Raw genomic sequence first — 13,310 nt, 5'->3', positions numbered from 1 at the left:
ATTTTTTATATTAATTTTTAAAGACGATATTTTTTTGTTCTTTTAAAAGCCTTTTCTTTTAAAGCATGCATTTCTATGTGTTGCTAAGATAGAGTGTAAAGAACGCGCATAAACTTTTCAAATTGCTATAATTTTTCATTCATGTTTAAATCGTAATGTTTATTTCTATAAAGTCGATTTTTAATAAAAATATTCGATTTATGAAATATTGCATTTGATAAATCTTATAAAATAATTGCTCGTTATTTAGGGAATGTTTATCCTAATACTATGTCTGATAAAATGATTTTACCTTTTGATAAAGAACACATTGAGTCAATAGAATTGCGTTCTGCTTTGCAAGAGCGCTATTTGGCGTATGCTCTTTCTACCATTACGCACCGTGCATTACCTGATGTGCGTGATGGTTTGAAACCTGTGCATCGGCGTATTGTTCATGCGATGCGTTTGCTTAAACTTAATCCAGAACAATCCTATGCTAAGTGTGCACGGATTGTGGGGGATGTCATGGGAAAATTTCATCCTCATGGTGATGCCTCTATTTATGATGCATTAGTGCGTTTGGCTCAAAGTTTTGCGGTTCGTTATCCATTGGTTGATGGACAAGGCAATTTCGGTAATATTGATGGTGATAATGCTGCTGCTATGCGTTATACGGAAGCACGCATGACTGAAGTGGCGGCGTTGCTGCTTGAGGGAATTAATGAAAACGCCATTGATTTTCGTTTAACCTATAATGAAGAAGATGAAGAACCTGTTGTTTTACCGGGAGCTTTTCCTAATCTTTTAGCGAATGGTTCATCAGGTATTGCTGTTGGTATGGCAACGTCTATTCCACCGCATAATGCTGCTGAATTATGTGATGCTGCTTTGCATTTGATTGCTCATCCTGATGCAAATGATGAGGAATTGAATCAGTTCGTGCTTGGGCCTGATTTTCCAACAGGCGGTATTTTGGTTGAGCCTAAAAAAAGTATTGAGGAATCTTATCGCACAGGGCGTGGGTTCTTTCGGTTACGTTCGCGTTGGCATCAAGAATCTGGTAGCCGTGGTTCTTATGTGATTATTGTTACTGAAATTCCCTATCAAGTTCAAAAATCACGTCTTATTGAGAAAACAGCAGAATTATTGCTTGCACGGCGTTTACCAATGCTTGAGGATATTCGCGATGAATCAGCAGAGGATATCCGCATTGTGTTGGTTCCTAAAAATCGTACCGTTGATCCTGAACTTCTCATGGAGTCCCTTTTTAAATTAACGGATTTTGAAGTAAGATTTCCTCTCAATTTGAATGTTTTATCTTTTGGAAAGGTGCCGAATGTTCTTTCTCTGCGTGAAAGTTTGCAACAATGGCTTGATCATCGTCAAGAAGTGCTTATTCGTCGCTCTCATTACCGTCTTGATGAAATTGATCGTCGATTAGAAATTCTCCATGGATATCTTATTGCATATTTAAATCTTGATGAGGTAATCCAGATTATTCGTGAAAAGGATGAACCGAAAAAGGAATTAACTGACCGTTTTGAATTAACAGAAAATCAAGCTGAAGCTATTCTTAATATGCGGCTGCGTTCTCTTCGTAAGCTTGAAGAATTTGAAATTCGTAAGGAATTTGAAGCTCTGAAATTGGAAAAGGAAAAACTGCAAAATTTATTAGCTTCTAGTACAAAGCAATGGAAAATAATTTCCGAGGAAATCATAAAAGTTCGTAAAATTTTTAGTCCTGAAACTCTCTTGGGGAAAAGGCGTACAACATTTGAAGAAGCGCCAAGACATGATATTGACGATATTCATCAGGCAATGATCGAAAAAGAACCGGTAACTATTGTTATTTCTGAAAAGGGATGGATTCGTGCTTTAAGAGGGCATTTGAGTGATTACAAAGGACTTTCTTTCAAAGAAGGCGATTGCTTAAAGCTAGCATTTCCAGCCTTCACTACAGATAAGATTACAGTGATAAGTACGGGTGGAAAGTTTTTTTCTATTAGTGCAAATAGTTTGCCGAGAGGGCGGGGGCATGGTGAGCCAATTCGTCTTTTAGTCGATATGGATGATGAGCACGATATTCTTATAGCTTTTGTTCATAATGTTCAGGAAAAATTGCTTTTAGTTTCATCTTATGGAAATGGTTTTATTGTTCCTGAGGCGCAAGTGATTGCTAATACACGAAAAGGGAAGCAAGTTATGAATGTAAAGTTCCCTGATAAAGTAAAGCTTTGTGTTCCGGTAAAAGGTGATCATGTTGCAGTGGTTGGTGAAAATCGAAAAATGCTCGTTTTTGCTATTGAACAAATACCAGAAATGAGTCGCGGTAAAGGTGTTCGTTTACAACGTTACAAAGAGGGTGGTGTTGTTGATGCCAAAACTTTTAATTTATCAGAGGGATTAACTTGGCAAGATACAGCTGAGAGGTGTTTTAATCGCCAAGCTAGTGATCTCATTGAGTGGATGGGAACACGTGCTGGAGTAGGGCGAGTTGTTCCGAAAGGCTTTCCAAAATCAGGGAAATTTACCAATTAGCCAATTAAACTTTGTAGTATTGAATTCTTAAGTTTAGTGCCCCATAAAATTTGATGATCAAAGGTGGTGTGTGGAAACGTTTCATTTGTAAAAGATAGGCGTGTTACCAAACAAATGTATGATATCAAGTGCAGCAATTGGCAAAAAATTTGATCTTCATTAAGAATAAGTTTTTGCGATACGTATGAAGCAAAATCATTCCTTTCACTTTGTTGAAGGCGTTCCTATTATTAAAAAATGGGATCTCAATGGCGATTTTCTTATCCTCAGACAAATTGATCTAGCATTTCTAAACCTTATGAATCCTAGTATCAGAAAAGAATTTCATATCCAGTTTTTCAAGTACCTACCAAAGATCATTGGTTATGAAAGTGAAGCTATAAGGATCTGTTCTACTTTTTTGAGTTCATCTTTGTGCTAATCTTATGAGAGTGCTACTTGTTGTTATTGTTTCTTCATTGATTTGGAGAGCAAGATGGCAACAGAATTTAATCATGGGATACGCATTGTAGAGGCTGGTGAGGATTCCCGTCCTTTAGCAACATTTGATCAGACCGCCATTGGAGCGGCTGTTACAGCCCCTGATGCTGACAACGAAGTTTTTCCCCTCAACGAGCCTGTCCTTATCTTTAGCCATGAGACAGAAAAAATCCAAAAGCTTGGGACAAGAGGCACGGCTCTTGATGTTATTAATGCTGTGTGTGCGCAGGGGATTGAGGCACAAATTATTCTTGTGCGTGTGGAAGAAAAATCAACCATTGCTGAGACACAAACCGAAATGGTGGGATCAAATGCTCGACTGACCGGTGTGCATGCGCTAAAACACGCTAGAGGGCATTTAGGGGTAGAGCCTGGGATTTTACTGGCACCGGCTTATAGTGCAGGGCGCCTTGATAATGGTAAAAACCCCGTGGCGGATGCATTGGAACAGGTTGCAGAAAAGCTACAAGCGATTGCGGTTTTTGATACGGGTGGTAAAAATGCGGAAGAAAGCCTTGCCTATCGCGCAGATTTTTCCTCACGCTTTTGTTATTTGATTGACCCCTTTGTACGGGTGGCAAATAGTGATGGTGGATGGATCATTAAACCGGCAAGTCCCTTTGCTGCCGCCATGTTTATCAAACGTGATAAGCAAAGGGGCGGTGTTTTTTGGTCTCCCTCCAACCAAGATGTCAAAGGCATTTTAGGAACCGCGCGCCCGATTAGCTATTTTGATGGCGAAATCAATCATGAAGCTAATCGCCTCAATCAAGCCGATATTGCGACCTTTATTCCAGCACGGCTTAGCCAAAATGCGCATTTAGATAATTCTGGGGGACAAATGGCTGTCAATGGACGCATTTTATGGGGTGGAATCTTGGCATTATTCGTGATCGTTCAGATAAGGCGTTGCTTGCCTTTGTGAAAAGACAGACGGGAATTGATCATATTCGTTTTTTACGCGATAGCGATGATGCATGCAGAGCTATTGAGGCGTTGAAAGGTTGGTTGCAGCGTGAGGGTGGGGTTGACTGGAAAGGAAAAAAGATTCAAGATTCATGGCAGAAAATGCCAGGATATTTGATTTTGTGTGCCCAATGGAAGCGTTTGAATCCCGATGCTGTGTTTGATGTGGAAGCTTTTCATCAAAGTGTTATGGCGTTAAGTGGTAAAGCTTTGGGTGAGATGAGTGGGGGCGACTTTAGAGAAGTGATGAATGTTTGGGGGCGGAAAATCCGAAAAGGTGTTAAAAGCGAGGGGTAAGCATGCATGCACGAGGAAATCTATAGCGATTTTCCTGCCTTATTGCGTGAAATAGCCGATGTTGCGGGCAGTGAGGCGGCATGGAATATGATGCGGGCTTTTGGAGGACGAGAAGTTTATATACCCGGGCGTCTTGAAAATGCGGATTGGTTGATTGAAATTGTTGGGTTTGAAGAAGCCGAGCAACTCATCAACCATTTTTGTTTTAATGGTTCTGGTGTGCGCCTTCTTATCCCCCTTGGCAGAGATGCTGAACGGCGGCAAAAAATGGTGCAAGCGTTGCAAAAAGGTTGGTCGGTGGATACTGCAGCTGCTGTTTCTGGTATGCATGTGCGTACAGCCTATCGCTTGAAGAAGAAAATTTCTTCAAAAGAACCACAAGGTTTATTATTCCCAGATTTTTATGAGTATTAAGAGTTTTGACTGACAGTGTCAGGCTTATATTGGGGGTTTGAAATCCGATAAACTGCGGATGGATTTTTATTCATTGAGTGGTTTGTTATGATTTCAATAGATGCCTCTTTTCTTCATCGCCTTGCGCCTAAACTGACGCATCATGCGCGCCAAGATTTTATTATCGTTGAAATGGCACGAGCGTTGCCTGAAACTTTGTCTTATGGTGCGATCACGACAGGTTTGCGTATTGCGCATTTTTTAAGCCAATGTGCGCATGAAAGTGATGGGTTTTTTACCGTTTGTGAATATGCCTCTGGGCGCGCTTATGAGGGGCGGCGTGATTTAGGCAATGTCAACCCTGGGGATGGTGTGCGCTTTAAGGGGCGTGGTTTGATCCAATTAACGGGGCGCAATAATTATCGCCGTTTTACGAAGTTTTGGTGCTTAGTCGATGAACACGCTGTTGATTGTGAAGCTTTTCCAGAAGTGGTGGAAAAGTTTCCAGCAGCGCTTTGGTCTGCTGTTTGGTTTTGGCAGATGCGAGGGTTGAATAAGCTAGCAGATCAAGATGATGTCGTGAGGATTACCAAGGCGATTAATGGGGGGAAAAACGGTCTTGTGCAACGGTTGACGTATCTTAATCGAGCTAAAAAGCTTTTGGAGCTTTCATGCGAGGTGAAGGTATGAAACCGTCTTATCGTGGTTCTAGGCTCTATTTGTGGTGGTCATTTTGGTTTGCTTGGGGGGTTATTTTTTTGCTTGTTTCTGGTGGCTTGTGGGGGGCACCGCATATTGTTGATATGGCGAGCATTTCTATTCCTTCGATGGTGGCGATTATTGTTGGCAATCTGGGGGTGCATCGTGGTTTTGGTTCGTTGGATTTTTCCAATAGGAAACATTCCCATAAGCGGCATAGTAGCTCCTATGATGGGGTGGAGATAACGGGGTGGGGGGATAAGCGCAATGTTTAGCCCACTTTCAAAACTGTCTTTTGGTTTGTTGTTTTTGGTCAGTGTGATGTTCGCGGCTTTTGGCTTTATGAAAGCGCAAGTTTTAAAGGCGGAAAAGGCGCGTGATTTGTATTGGCAGTTGGAGATTGCCAAGGCTTCTGTACTTGCACAGCTTGAGATGGAGCGACAAAGGCAAGCAGCGTTGGAAGCTGAGCATCGAGCGCAAGGGGTAATTTCGGCTTTGGAACAAAAGCTTGTGAAAATGGAGGAGGTCAATGCAGTATTGCCAACTACTGGCTGTGGTATTGGGCTTGAGCGTGTGCGCTTGCTCAACAACCAAGCCAAGGGATAGTTTTGCGTATCATTTTTTATCGGTTGAATTGCCGCCTGTTGTTCGTATGGCGTGTGCCCGCCCAGCATTATTGCCAGAGCGTGCTTTGAATGCGCGCGAAGTGGTGCACTATTGGGGGCGTGATCGTGCTGCTTTATTGATTTGTGAACAACGCAGAAAAGCTGTGGAGCGGGCGATTTTAGGCAAAAGAGAGGGGATTTCCAAGTGAATTTAGATATCAGTGTTGCGAATGGCTGGTTGTCTTTATTGTTATCGATTATTGCGATTTGTGGGGTTTTGAGAGCCTATTTTTCTTCAGGTGCGCGGGAAATGCTGAAAGACATGACAGTGCTTAAAGAGCGTGTGCAAAAGTTAGAAACGGAGATGGACTTTTTGCCTGATCGCGATGCGATGCAAAGATTAGAAGTGAATATGGAACGTTTGAATGGTCGTCTCAACACGCTTTCTGCGCAATTGCAACCGGTGGCAGCCATTGGTGAGCGCTTGCAAGAGTTTTTACTGGAGAATGCCAAAAAATGAAAGCAGATATGGATAAAATCATCCGTGAAGAAGCGCGGTTAATTATTTTAAAAGGGCTTGCTTGTGAGCGCAGTGAAACTTTATCGAGTGCGATGATCGAGCGGCTTTTATACAGTTATGGCATCAGACGCGATCGCGATTTTGTGCATAATGAACTGGCTTTTATGGAAGATCAAGGTGCTGTTACATTAAAACAGGTGGGTTCAGTTTTTCTTGCGGCGTTAACAGAACGGGGAGCGCGTCATTTAGACCGGAGCTTTTCCATTGAGGGGATTAAGCGGCCTAAACGTTCATCAATAAAATACGAGGTGAAGGATGCGCAAGGTCGGGCGTGGACGTTTAACGGCGATTGATTTATTGCCGCAAGCTTGTGATCAGATTATTGCTGCGGCTGCTGAGGCTTTAAATGGGCGTGAGAAGACACAAATGGCTATTTATGGTGAGTTTAAAGCGGCTTTGAAGGCTTTACAAAAGGAAACGGGTTTAAGCTTTTCTATTCCCTCTTTTTCCAGTTTTAATCGTTATTCTTTGCGTTTAGCAGTGATGTCAAGGCGCCTAGAACAGACAAGAGAAATTGCAGCAAGCCTCTCGCAGCGCTTTGATGCTAAAGCTTCTGATAATATCACTCTTTTGACGGCGGCAGCGATTAAAGAACTGATTTTTTCCACGTTAAGCAGCGGGAAAAACCTTTCGCCAAAAGCGGCACAAGAATTGGCCAATGCGCTCAAAGGGGTTTTGGCGGCTGAACATTTGTCGACCACGAGGCGGCAAAAGTTGGAAAATGATTTTGCCTCTAAAGCAAGTAAAGCGGTTGAGATGGCAGCGGCAGCAGCGGGGCTCTCTAAAGAGCGCGCGCGGGCTATTCGTGCGCAGGTGTTGGGGGTTAAAAATGGCTGAACAGCTCCTCTCAAAAAGTCATGTCTTTGATCATCAGAGTGGTTTTGATATTTGGCAGGCGAGTACTTTCCCTCAAGAGCAAGATCCTTTGGAGGAAGGTGTTTTGATGGCGCATCAATGCGCATGGATTGAAGATAAGTCCCCATTAAAATTGGTTGAAAAGGGGCGGCGGACCGGCATTACTTTTGCGGAAGCTTTGGATGATACCCTTATTGCGGCAGCAACGCCTAAGGCTGGTGGCGATAATGTTTTTTATATTGGAGACACCAAAGAAAATGGGCTTTAACAGCTTACTTGTAATCTATTTATATCTGTGTAATAATATACATTATGGATAGATTTATTGGGATAGGTAAGGCCGCTCAAGTTTTGGGTGTTTCGATTAGCACTTTGCGCCGTTGGGAAGGTGAAGGCAAAATTATTTCTGAGCATACGGCAGGAGGACACCGCCGTTATGACCTATCCAAGCTTAGGCCTGAGCTTTTTCATTCGAGAGAACTGTCACAAAGAAAAACCATTGCTTATGCGCGTGTATCGAGCCATGATCAAAAAGACGATTTAGAGCGACAAAAACAGGTTCTTGAGCTTTATTGCGCAAGCCAAGGTTGGACTTATGAACTCATCTCTGATTTAGGGTCAGGGATGAATTATCGTAAAAAGGGTCTTAAACGTTTATTGGATGCTCTCATTGAAAATGAGATAGGTCGTTTGGTGATTACGCATAAAGATCGTTTATTGCGCTTTGGTGCAGAATTGGTCTTCGCCATTTGTGAAGCCAAACAAGTTGAGGTTGTCATTCTCAATCAGGGGGAAGAAAGCAGTTTTGAAGAAGATTTAGCCAAAGATGTTTTAGAAATTATTACTGTCTTTAGTGCTCGTCTTTATGGAAGTCGTTCGAGAAAAAATCAAAGGTTATTAGAGAATGTTCGTCAAGCTGTAGAGGCATCGCAATGATTGTTGCTCACAAAATAGCTCTAGACTTAAACAATAAGCAACGAAGCTACATGGCTCGAGCCAGTGGTTGCGCGCGCTTTGCTTATAATTGGGCACTGAAGGAATGGCAGCAGCAATATGAAGCATGGAAGAAAGATAATAATTTACCAAAGCCTAATGACTATGCGCTACGTAGACAATTCAATTCTCTAAAACGAGAACAATTTCCATGGATGATGGAAGTTACTAAAAATGCTCCACAAATGGCAATTATTCAATTGGGTGTGGCTTTTAAGAATTTCTTTTCAGGGAGAAGCCGATATCCCAGTTTTAGAAAGAAAGGAGTGCACGATCGTTTTACTTTGACCAATGATCAAATACAGTTGCAAGGTTTCAAGATAAGAATTCCCAAACTTGGTTGGGTTCGTCTGCGAGAACAATTGCGATTTCAAGGAAAGATCTTGTCAGCAACCATTAGCCGTAAAGCGGATCGGTGGTTTGTAAGTCTTAGCGTTGAAACAGATAATCAAGAGTCACTGAGCGAGAACCAAGCTATTGTTGGTCTTGATTTGGGCATCAATGCACTTGCAACGCTTTCGACAGGAGAAACCATAGGAGGCGTTAAACCTTATAAGGCTTTGCTAAATCGTTTACGGCGCTTATCACGAAGGCTAAGCCGTAAGCAAAAAGGCTCGAGCAATCGTTATAAGGAGAAACAAAAACTCGCTAAGCTTCATGCACGGATAAGTAATATCAGAACAGATCATTTGCATAAGGTTACAACAGATTTAATTCAGCGTTTTGGTACATTTTGTCTCGAAGATCTTCATGTAAAAGGCTTGCTGAAAAATAAGCATTTATCGCGTGCCCTTGCAGATCAAAGTTTTTTCGAGTTTCGCCGTCAATTGGAATATAAGGCGGCACGTTATGGTCGACAGATTGTTATTGCAGATCGTTGGTATGCGAGCAGTAAGATCTGCCATCATTGCGGATGTAAGATTGAACAATTGCCTCTTAACATACGTGAGTGGAGATGTTCTCATTGTGGTACACACCATGATCGAGACATTAATGCCGCGATTAATTTAAAAAACTTGGCGGTGAGTTCCACCGTATCAGCCTGTGGAGAGGAAGGCTCTGGCCAATGTCCTGTGACTTTGGTGAAACCAGCCTCAAAGAAGCAGGAAATCAACAGTATATTTAATCAGAAATGATCACATTTACATAAGTTTGATAGAACGGACGTGAATTTATTGGTTATGTGAGCAATTTTGCAAGGGCAATCACTCGTAATAGTGGGGATGTGGAGGAATTTTTATTCTCTGATCAAAGGGCGGATGGGTCAACAAAATATATCTCTGCTTATCGAGTGCGTTTTGCTTCAGGTTTTCGGATTGAGGCGCTTTCTAGCCGCCCTGAAAATATCCGTGGGTTACAAGGTATTGTAGTGATTGACGAGGCGGCGTTTCATCAAGATGTGCGCGCTGTTTTGGATGCGGTCAATGCTTTGTTGATTTGGGGAGGCAAGATCCGTGTGATCTCTACCCATAACGGTGTTTTAAACCTTTGGGACCAAAGGCGGAAGACAGAAAAGAGTAATTGCTATTCTCAACGAACCACAAGCCACTCTACTCATGACCTATATGCGTAACAATGATACGGTGCGTGCATTCAAAAAAGCACTCGTTAAAGCTTTCTATGATTTAAAAAACCAGTTAATTGATAATGACCGTGATACACGCTTTGATTTTCCAAGCAACTGGGATGAAATGGGACCTACTGAAAAGGCTGTTTATATTTATGGACCGCTTCACATGCATCTTGTGAAAGCCTTTACATTAGTAGAAGAGAGTAAACATTATAAAACGCTTGTTGAAGAAGCCAAGCGAGTTTTAGTAAGCCCTGTTGCAAAAGTAGCTTAATTTAAAAACACGATTTATCTCCTCGTCTTCAAAGGCGGGGAGGTGGTTAATGGCATAAAATATCTTTACATAATACATATTGTACGTATAATACGTATTATACATTAAAGATAGGATGTGCATATGAAAAAATATAGTTTTACAGATGTAAACCGCGGGGCAGGTGATATTTTAGACGAGGCTATGTCTACACCTGTAGCTTTAACAAAGCGAGGGCGTGAAAAAATCATTATGCTTCCCGTTGATTTATATTATGAATTAATAAAAGCGCGTTCTGGCGCACAATCTTTTGTTTATGCAGAAGCACCGCAAAATATATTAGATGATTTAGATCGTGGTTTAGATGACATTTTAAATGGCGACGAACATGTTTAAAGCAGGGGATGTTGTTCAATATTATTATTTATCCAGTATTTCATAAAACATCGTCTCTTCAAAGTGAGGAAGAGATCAAACAGCGTGAAGTGTTGGAACTTTGCTAACATTTGTTTCACGTTCAGCATGCCAAGCGTCATAATTAGCTTGCATGCGTAACCATATAGCAGCTCCATCACCAAACATTTTGCCAAGACAAGCAGAAATAGCAGGAGAGACAGGCTTTTTTGCCTTCAGGATATCATAGAGATGTTGGCGTGATATACCAAGCATCTGCGCAATTTCTGATTTTGTTTTGCCTGTTTCAGGAATAATTTCTGCTAAAACTTCTCCCGGATGAGTAGGACAACGGTTTTTATCTCTTTGTGCAGGAATGTCATTCATAACTGTATCCTTAGTGATATTGTTCAAGATCAACACGGTAAGCATTACATGAGTCAAATTCAAAGGTAATACACCACGGTCCGTTAACGTGGACAGTGTAACGAGTGGGTGAATATCCAATCAAAGAATGAAAGTTGAATCCTGGAAGATTCATATCTTCTGGTCTTTCAGAAATATCTAAACGATCAAGACGAACCATGATACGTTTTACAAGTTTCCTATCAATCTTCGATGAATTTCCCGTTTTGAATAATTCTGCCAATGTTTTGCTTTTAAACGTTTTAATCATTCTTTTATATAGCGTAAAATACTGTTAATGTCAACAAATAGCTTACATTGTAAGTGCTAAAATGGAAAAAACAGTAACATCCCATTAGAAACCCTTATCGTCTAGACTTGTTTTTCTTTTCTCCACCTCATGCGTAAAGAGAAGAATAGGTGCATGGAGGGGATAAATTTGCACGTTAACATCAAGGATTTTACAAACATACCAACGGCTGTCTGATCAAATATTGCTAAAAACTTAGATCCCTTGCCATTCTTAATAAAGTGAATACGAAGTTTAAATTCTATTGTCATCTTGCTCTCCAAATCAATGAAGAGACTATAACAAGCATCTACACTCTCTCATAAGCCTGACACTGTCAGTGAAAAATGGTTTTAAAGAAAGAAAATCATACAAGCCTTATCGCCTAGAATTAATCAACTTTCTCTTGCTGTTCTTTTACAGGCTCTACGGGTGCGTCTATTTCTGCCATTTCAGGAGATGAGAGCTGTTTTGTGTTTTCATCAATAATAGGAGGAGAGAACACTCCATCTTTATAAGTCCAGCCGATCTGCGCTTCACTTGAGGCGATTGCCTCACCATCAAAGGCATGAACATAATCTTCTGAGGCTACAATAATATTTGTTACCACACCATTTTCAACAACTGCATATTCCATAAAAAACTCCTATATAAAAAATTTCAACAATATTGCGCCATTCCCACCAGCCCCGCCCGCTTTATCCCCATCCTTTCCAGGAAAATATCCGCCGCCGCCGCCACCACCACCGGCTTTGCTACCTTTCCCACCTGTTCCCCCTTTATCACTATCACCGCCATAACCACCTCGTCCATTGCCAGTGGCAGCACCACCGCCACCGCCTCCTCCACCAAAAACAGAGCTTCCGCCAAGATTACTTCCACCAAATCCACCTTTTCCTCCGGAGAAAACAAAACTACAACCGTCTCCAAACGAGTTTCCACTTTTTCCTCCATCACCACCTCTTCCATTATCACCCAATCCGCCCATACTGTAGATGGCTTCACCACGACTACTACCAGCTCCTCCGAAGCGGCCTTTGCTATTCCCTCCTCCACCACCAGCAGCAAAGATAATTCCTTTAATAATTGTAGCACCACCACCATAACCAGCACCATTGTTACCGCCAATTCCTCCTTGTGCAATTTGGGCGTTTCTTGAGTTTCTCAGCTGTGATCCTTTAATTTTAACGTGCGCGTATTGACCACCTCCTCCGCCACCTCCGCCATCGTTATTTCCACCATCACCGCCGCCACCGCCGCCGCCGCCCCATGCACATATTTCAATTTCTGTGTTATCGGTAACACCTTCAGGAAATGGGATAGTGCCACTTTCTGTCATCAGGATTTCGACAGGTTTTTTGGTTAATAAAGCCACCAATTTATCTATTTCTGATTTCGTATAAACAACATCACCATCCACTTTAAGAGGTCCTTTCAAGGTGCTTCCACTTGCATTTAAACGTGTCACCACTTCACCATTATGGGCGAGGCTAAACGATGAGTTGCCTATGAGCTCCACATCACCACTCATGGTGACTTTGCTGGTAAATTTATTATAATCTTGCCATTCATTGGCTTGTTTTAGGCGCCCATAGCTTGTGAGATCTTGATTAATCTTGGCTCTAAATTCATCCAATCCAACAATATCTTCTGTTTTATGTTGGTGCGTTCCTAACAGTGAGACAGCACTGCCAAAGGTAAAATGATTGTTGCTTGCTTTGTAGAGAACATAATTGTTGGCGGCATCTTGTGCACCATCGATATCGCCTAAATCTTTTAAAGTGAAAGTTTTATCCGCTGCCATCTTGGCCTTAAGGGTCGTTTCAAGATCTGCGACATCACTTATTGTATGCGTGTGTTTTGAAGGCGCTTTTCCCTCTACCTTTTCCTCAACATCCGCAATGGCTTGATCAATTTTCGTCAAGTTTTCGCGCAAGATTGGGAATTCAGAACTGATAAAACGACCTTCTTTAGGCAATTCCATGTCGAGTTTTTTGGTTTTGGTCATCTCT

17 protein-coding genes and 4 pseudogenes are annotated in these 13,310 nt (G+C 41.8%); 17 read left to right on the top strand and 4 right to left on the bottom strand.

Annotation, left to right across the window (positions count from 1 at the left end):
• Positions 1-270: 270 nt before the first annotated feature.
• The 17 genes and pseudogenes from parC to ACKC4Y_RS04270 all read left to right on the top strand — a co-directional run bounded on the left by parC (position 271) and on the right by ACKC4Y_RS04270 (position 10,607).
• Positions 271-2,520 (top strand): DNA topoisomerase IV subunit A, encoded by a 2,250-nt coding sequence (parC, locus tag ACKC4Y_RS04350; protein WP_409362079.1) that lies wholly within the window; start codon positions 271-273, stop codon positions 2,518-2,520.
• Positions 2,521-2,995: 475 nt separating this feature from the next.
• Positions 2,996-3,871, top strand: a pseudogene (locus tag ACKC4Y_RS04345) (phage tail sheath subtilisin-like domain-containing protein); the annotation flags it as partial.
• Complete coding sequence (locus ACKC4Y_RS04340) at positions 3,865-4,263, top strand: phage protein GemA/Gp16 family protein (RefSeq protein WP_409362078.1); 399 nt, start codon at positions 3,865-3,867, stop codon at positions 4,261-4,263. The pseudogene ACKC4Y_RS04345 and the gene ACKC4Y_RS04340, both read left to right, overlap by 7 nt.
• 6 nt (positions 4,264-4,269) lie before the next feature.
• The gene (locus ACKC4Y_RS04335) at positions 4,270-4,677 is read left to right on the top strand and encodes a helix-turn-helix domain-containing protein (protein ID WP_409362077.1); all 408 of its coding nucleotides are present in this window, start codon (positions 4,270-4,272) and stop codon (positions 4,675-4,677) included.
• Between the two features lie 87 nt (positions 4,678-4,764).
• Positions 4,765-5,346 (top strand): glycoside hydrolase family 19 protein, encoded by a 582-nt coding sequence (locus tag ACKC4Y_RS04330; RefSeq protein WP_409362076.1) that lies wholly within the window; start codon positions 4,765-4,767, stop codon positions 5,344-5,346.
• On the top strand, positions 5,343-5,630 hold the full coding sequence (locus ACKC4Y_RS04325) for a hypothetical protein (RefSeq protein ID WP_375679179.1): 288 nt from the start codon (positions 5,343-5,345) through the stop codon (positions 5,628-5,630). The genes ACKC4Y_RS04330 and ACKC4Y_RS04325 overlap by 4 nt, the downstream gene beginning before the upstream one ends.
• Positions 5,623-5,961, top strand: a complete 339-nt coding sequence (locus ACKC4Y_RS04320; protein WP_409362075.1) for a hypothetical protein — start codon at positions 5,623-5,625, stop codon at positions 5,959-5,961. The genes ACKC4Y_RS04325 and ACKC4Y_RS04320 overlap by 8 nt, the downstream gene beginning before the upstream one ends.
• Complete coding sequence (locus ACKC4Y_RS04315) at positions 5,927-6,169, top strand: hypothetical protein (protein ID WP_409362074.1); 243 nt, start codon at positions 5,927-5,929, stop codon at positions 6,167-6,169. Before ACKC4Y_RS04320 ends, ACKC4Y_RS04315 begins: the two co-directional genes overlap by 35 nt.
• Complete coding sequence (locus ACKC4Y_RS04310; protein WP_409362073.1) at positions 6,166-6,480, top strand: DUF2730 family protein; 315 nt, start codon at positions 6,166-6,168, stop codon at positions 6,478-6,480. Before ACKC4Y_RS04315 ends, ACKC4Y_RS04310 begins: the two co-directional genes overlap by 4 nt.
• A complete protein-coding gene (locus tag ACKC4Y_RS04305; protein ID WP_026500468.1) occupies positions 6,477-6,833 on the top strand; it encodes a VpaChn25_0724 family phage protein in 357 nt (118 codons plus the stop codon). The genes ACKC4Y_RS04310 and ACKC4Y_RS04305 overlap by 4 nt, the downstream gene beginning before the upstream one ends.
• Positions 6,796-7,377 carry a phage protein Gp27 family protein gene (locus ACKC4Y_RS04300; protein WP_208431556.1) on the top strand — a complete coding sequence of 194 codons (582 nt, stop codon included), beginning with the start codon at positions 6,796-6,798 and terminating at the stop codon, positions 7,375-7,377. Before ACKC4Y_RS04305 ends, ACKC4Y_RS04300 begins: the two co-directional genes overlap by 38 nt.
• A pseudogene (locus tag ACKC4Y_RS04295) lies at positions 7,370-7,657 on the top strand (hypothetical protein); the annotation flags it as partial. The gene ACKC4Y_RS04300 and the pseudogene ACKC4Y_RS04295, both read left to right, overlap by 8 nt.
• A gap of 50 nt (positions 7,658-7,707) precedes the next feature.
• Positions 7,708-8,331, top strand: coding sequence for an IS607 family transposase (locus ACKC4Y_RS04290; RefSeq protein WP_375624374.1), 624 nt, complete (start codon positions 7,708-7,710; stop codon positions 8,329-8,331).
• Complete coding sequence (locus tag ACKC4Y_RS04285; protein ID WP_375628475.1) at positions 8,328-9,524, top strand: RNA-guided endonuclease InsQ/TnpB family protein; 1,197 nt, start codon at positions 8,328-8,330, stop codon at positions 9,522-9,524. The genes ACKC4Y_RS04290 and ACKC4Y_RS04285 overlap by 4 nt, the downstream gene beginning before the upstream one ends.
• Positions 9,525-9,550: 26 nt before the next feature.
• A pseudogene (locus tag ACKC4Y_RS04280) lies at positions 9,551-9,886 on the top strand (hypothetical protein); the annotation flags it as partial.
• A pseudogene (locus tag ACKC4Y_RS04275) lies at positions 9,876-10,232 on the top strand (Rha family transcriptional regulator); the annotation flags it as partial. The pseudogenes ACKC4Y_RS04280 and ACKC4Y_RS04275, both read left to right, overlap by 11 nt.
• Positions 10,233-10,355: 123 nt before the next feature.
• Complete coding sequence (locus ACKC4Y_RS04270; protein ID WP_409362072.1) at positions 10,356-10,607, top strand: type II toxin-antitoxin system Phd/YefM family antitoxin; 252 nt, start codon at positions 10,356-10,358, stop codon at positions 10,605-10,607.
• 75 nt (positions 10,608-10,682) lie between these two features.
• Here the strand turns inward: ACKC4Y_RS04270 and ACKC4Y_RS04265 are convergent, their stop codons facing one another.
• From ACKC4Y_RS04265 to ACKC4Y_RS04250, 4 genes are all read right to left on the bottom strand, one after another.
• Positions 10,683-10,991, bottom strand: coding sequence for a HigA family addiction module antitoxin (locus ACKC4Y_RS04265; RefSeq protein ID WP_409362071.1), 309 nt, complete (start codon positions 10,989-10,991; stop codon positions 10,683-10,685).
• A 10-nt stretch (positions 10,992-11,001) separates the two neighbouring features.
• Complete coding sequence (locus ACKC4Y_RS04260; protein WP_409362070.1) at positions 11,002-11,280, bottom strand: type II toxin-antitoxin system RelE/ParE family toxin; 279 nt, start codon at positions 11,278-11,280, stop codon at positions 11,002-11,004.
• 409 nt (positions 11,281-11,689) lie between these two features.
• Entirely contained in the window at positions 11,690-11,935 is a 246-nt protein-coding gene (locus ACKC4Y_RS04255; protein WP_409362041.1) for a hypothetical protein, read from the bottom strand.
• 9 nt (positions 11,936-11,944) lie between these two features.
• Positions 11,945-13,306 carry a Bgr_08870 family protein gene (locus tag ACKC4Y_RS04250; RefSeq protein WP_409362042.1) on the bottom strand — a complete coding sequence of 454 codons (1,362 nt, stop codon included), beginning with the start codon at positions 13,304-13,306 and terminating at the stop codon, positions 11,945-11,947.
• Between the last annotated feature and the right edge of the window lie 4 nt (positions 13,307-13,310).

The organism is Bartonella heixiaziensis (assembly GCF_046245125.2).
In the GTDB taxonomy this organism is placed as follows: Bacteria; Pseudomonadota; Alphaproteobacteria; order Rhizobiales; family Rhizobiaceae; genus Bartonella; species Bartonella heixiaziensis.
The sequence above is the reverse complement of the archived record's forward strand: the minus strand, read 5'-3'. Positions and strand labels throughout refer to the sequence as shown.

Bases quoted from the DNA above. Each gene is read 5' to 3' on its own strand.
- ACKC4Y_RS04320 (WP_409362075.1), top strand. From the start codon at position 5,623: ATGTTTAGCCCACTTTCAAAACTGTCTTTTGGTTTGTTGTTTTTGGTC.
- ACKC4Y_RS04325 (WP_375679179.1), top strand. From the start codon at position 5,343: ATGAAACCGTCTTATCGTGGTTCTAGGCTCTATTTGTGGTGGTCATTT.
- ACKC4Y_RS04250 (WP_409362042.1), bottom strand. From the start codon at position 13,306: ATGACCAAAACCAAAAAACTCGACATGGAATTGCCTAAAGAAGGTCGT.
- ACKC4Y_RS04305 (WP_026500468.1), top strand. From the start codon at position 6,477: ATGAAAGCAGATATGGATAAAATCATCCGTGAAGAAGCGCGGTTAATT.
- ACKC4Y_RS04300 (WP_208431556.1), top strand. From the start codon at position 6,796: ATGCGCAAGGTCGGGCGTGGACGTTTAACGGCGATTGATTTATTGCCG.
- ACKC4Y_RS04340 (WP_409362078.1), top strand. From the start codon at position 3,865: ATGGGGTGGAATCTTGGCATTATTCGTGATCGTTCAGATAAGGCGTTG.
- ACKC4Y_RS04330 (WP_409362076.1), top strand. From the start codon at position 4,765: ATGATTTCAATAGATGCCTCTTTTCTTCATCGCCTTGCGCCTAAACTG.
- ACKC4Y_RS04265 (WP_409362071.1), bottom strand. From the start codon at position 10,991: ATGAATGACATTCCTGCACAAAGAGATAAAAACCGTTGTCCTACTCAT.
- ACKC4Y_RS04270 (WP_409362072.1), top strand. From the start codon at position 10,356: ATGAAAAAATATAGTTTTACAGATGTAAACCGCGGGGCAGGTGATATT.
- ACKC4Y_RS04335 (WP_409362077.1), top strand. From the start codon at position 4,270: ATGCACGAGGAAATCTATAGCGATTTTCCTGCCTTATTGCGTGAAATA.
- ACKC4Y_RS04255 (WP_409362041.1), bottom strand. From the start codon at position 11,935: ATGGAATATGCAGTTGTTGAAAATGGTGTGGTAACAAATATTATTGTA.
- ACKC4Y_RS04290 (WP_375624374.1), top strand. From the start codon at position 7,708: ATGGATAGATTTATTGGGATAGGTAAGGCCGCTCAAGTTTTGGGTGTT.
- ACKC4Y_RS04285 (WP_375628475.1), top strand. From the start codon at position 8,328: ATGATTGTTGCTCACAAAATAGCTCTAGACTTAAACAATAAGCAACGA.
- parC (WP_409362079.1), top strand. From the start codon at position 271: ATGTCTGATAAAATGATTTTACCTTTTGATAAAGAACACATTGAGTCA.
- ACKC4Y_RS04260 (WP_409362070.1), bottom strand. From the start codon at position 11,280: ATGATTAAAACGTTTAAAAGCAAAACATTGGCAGAATTATTCAAAACG.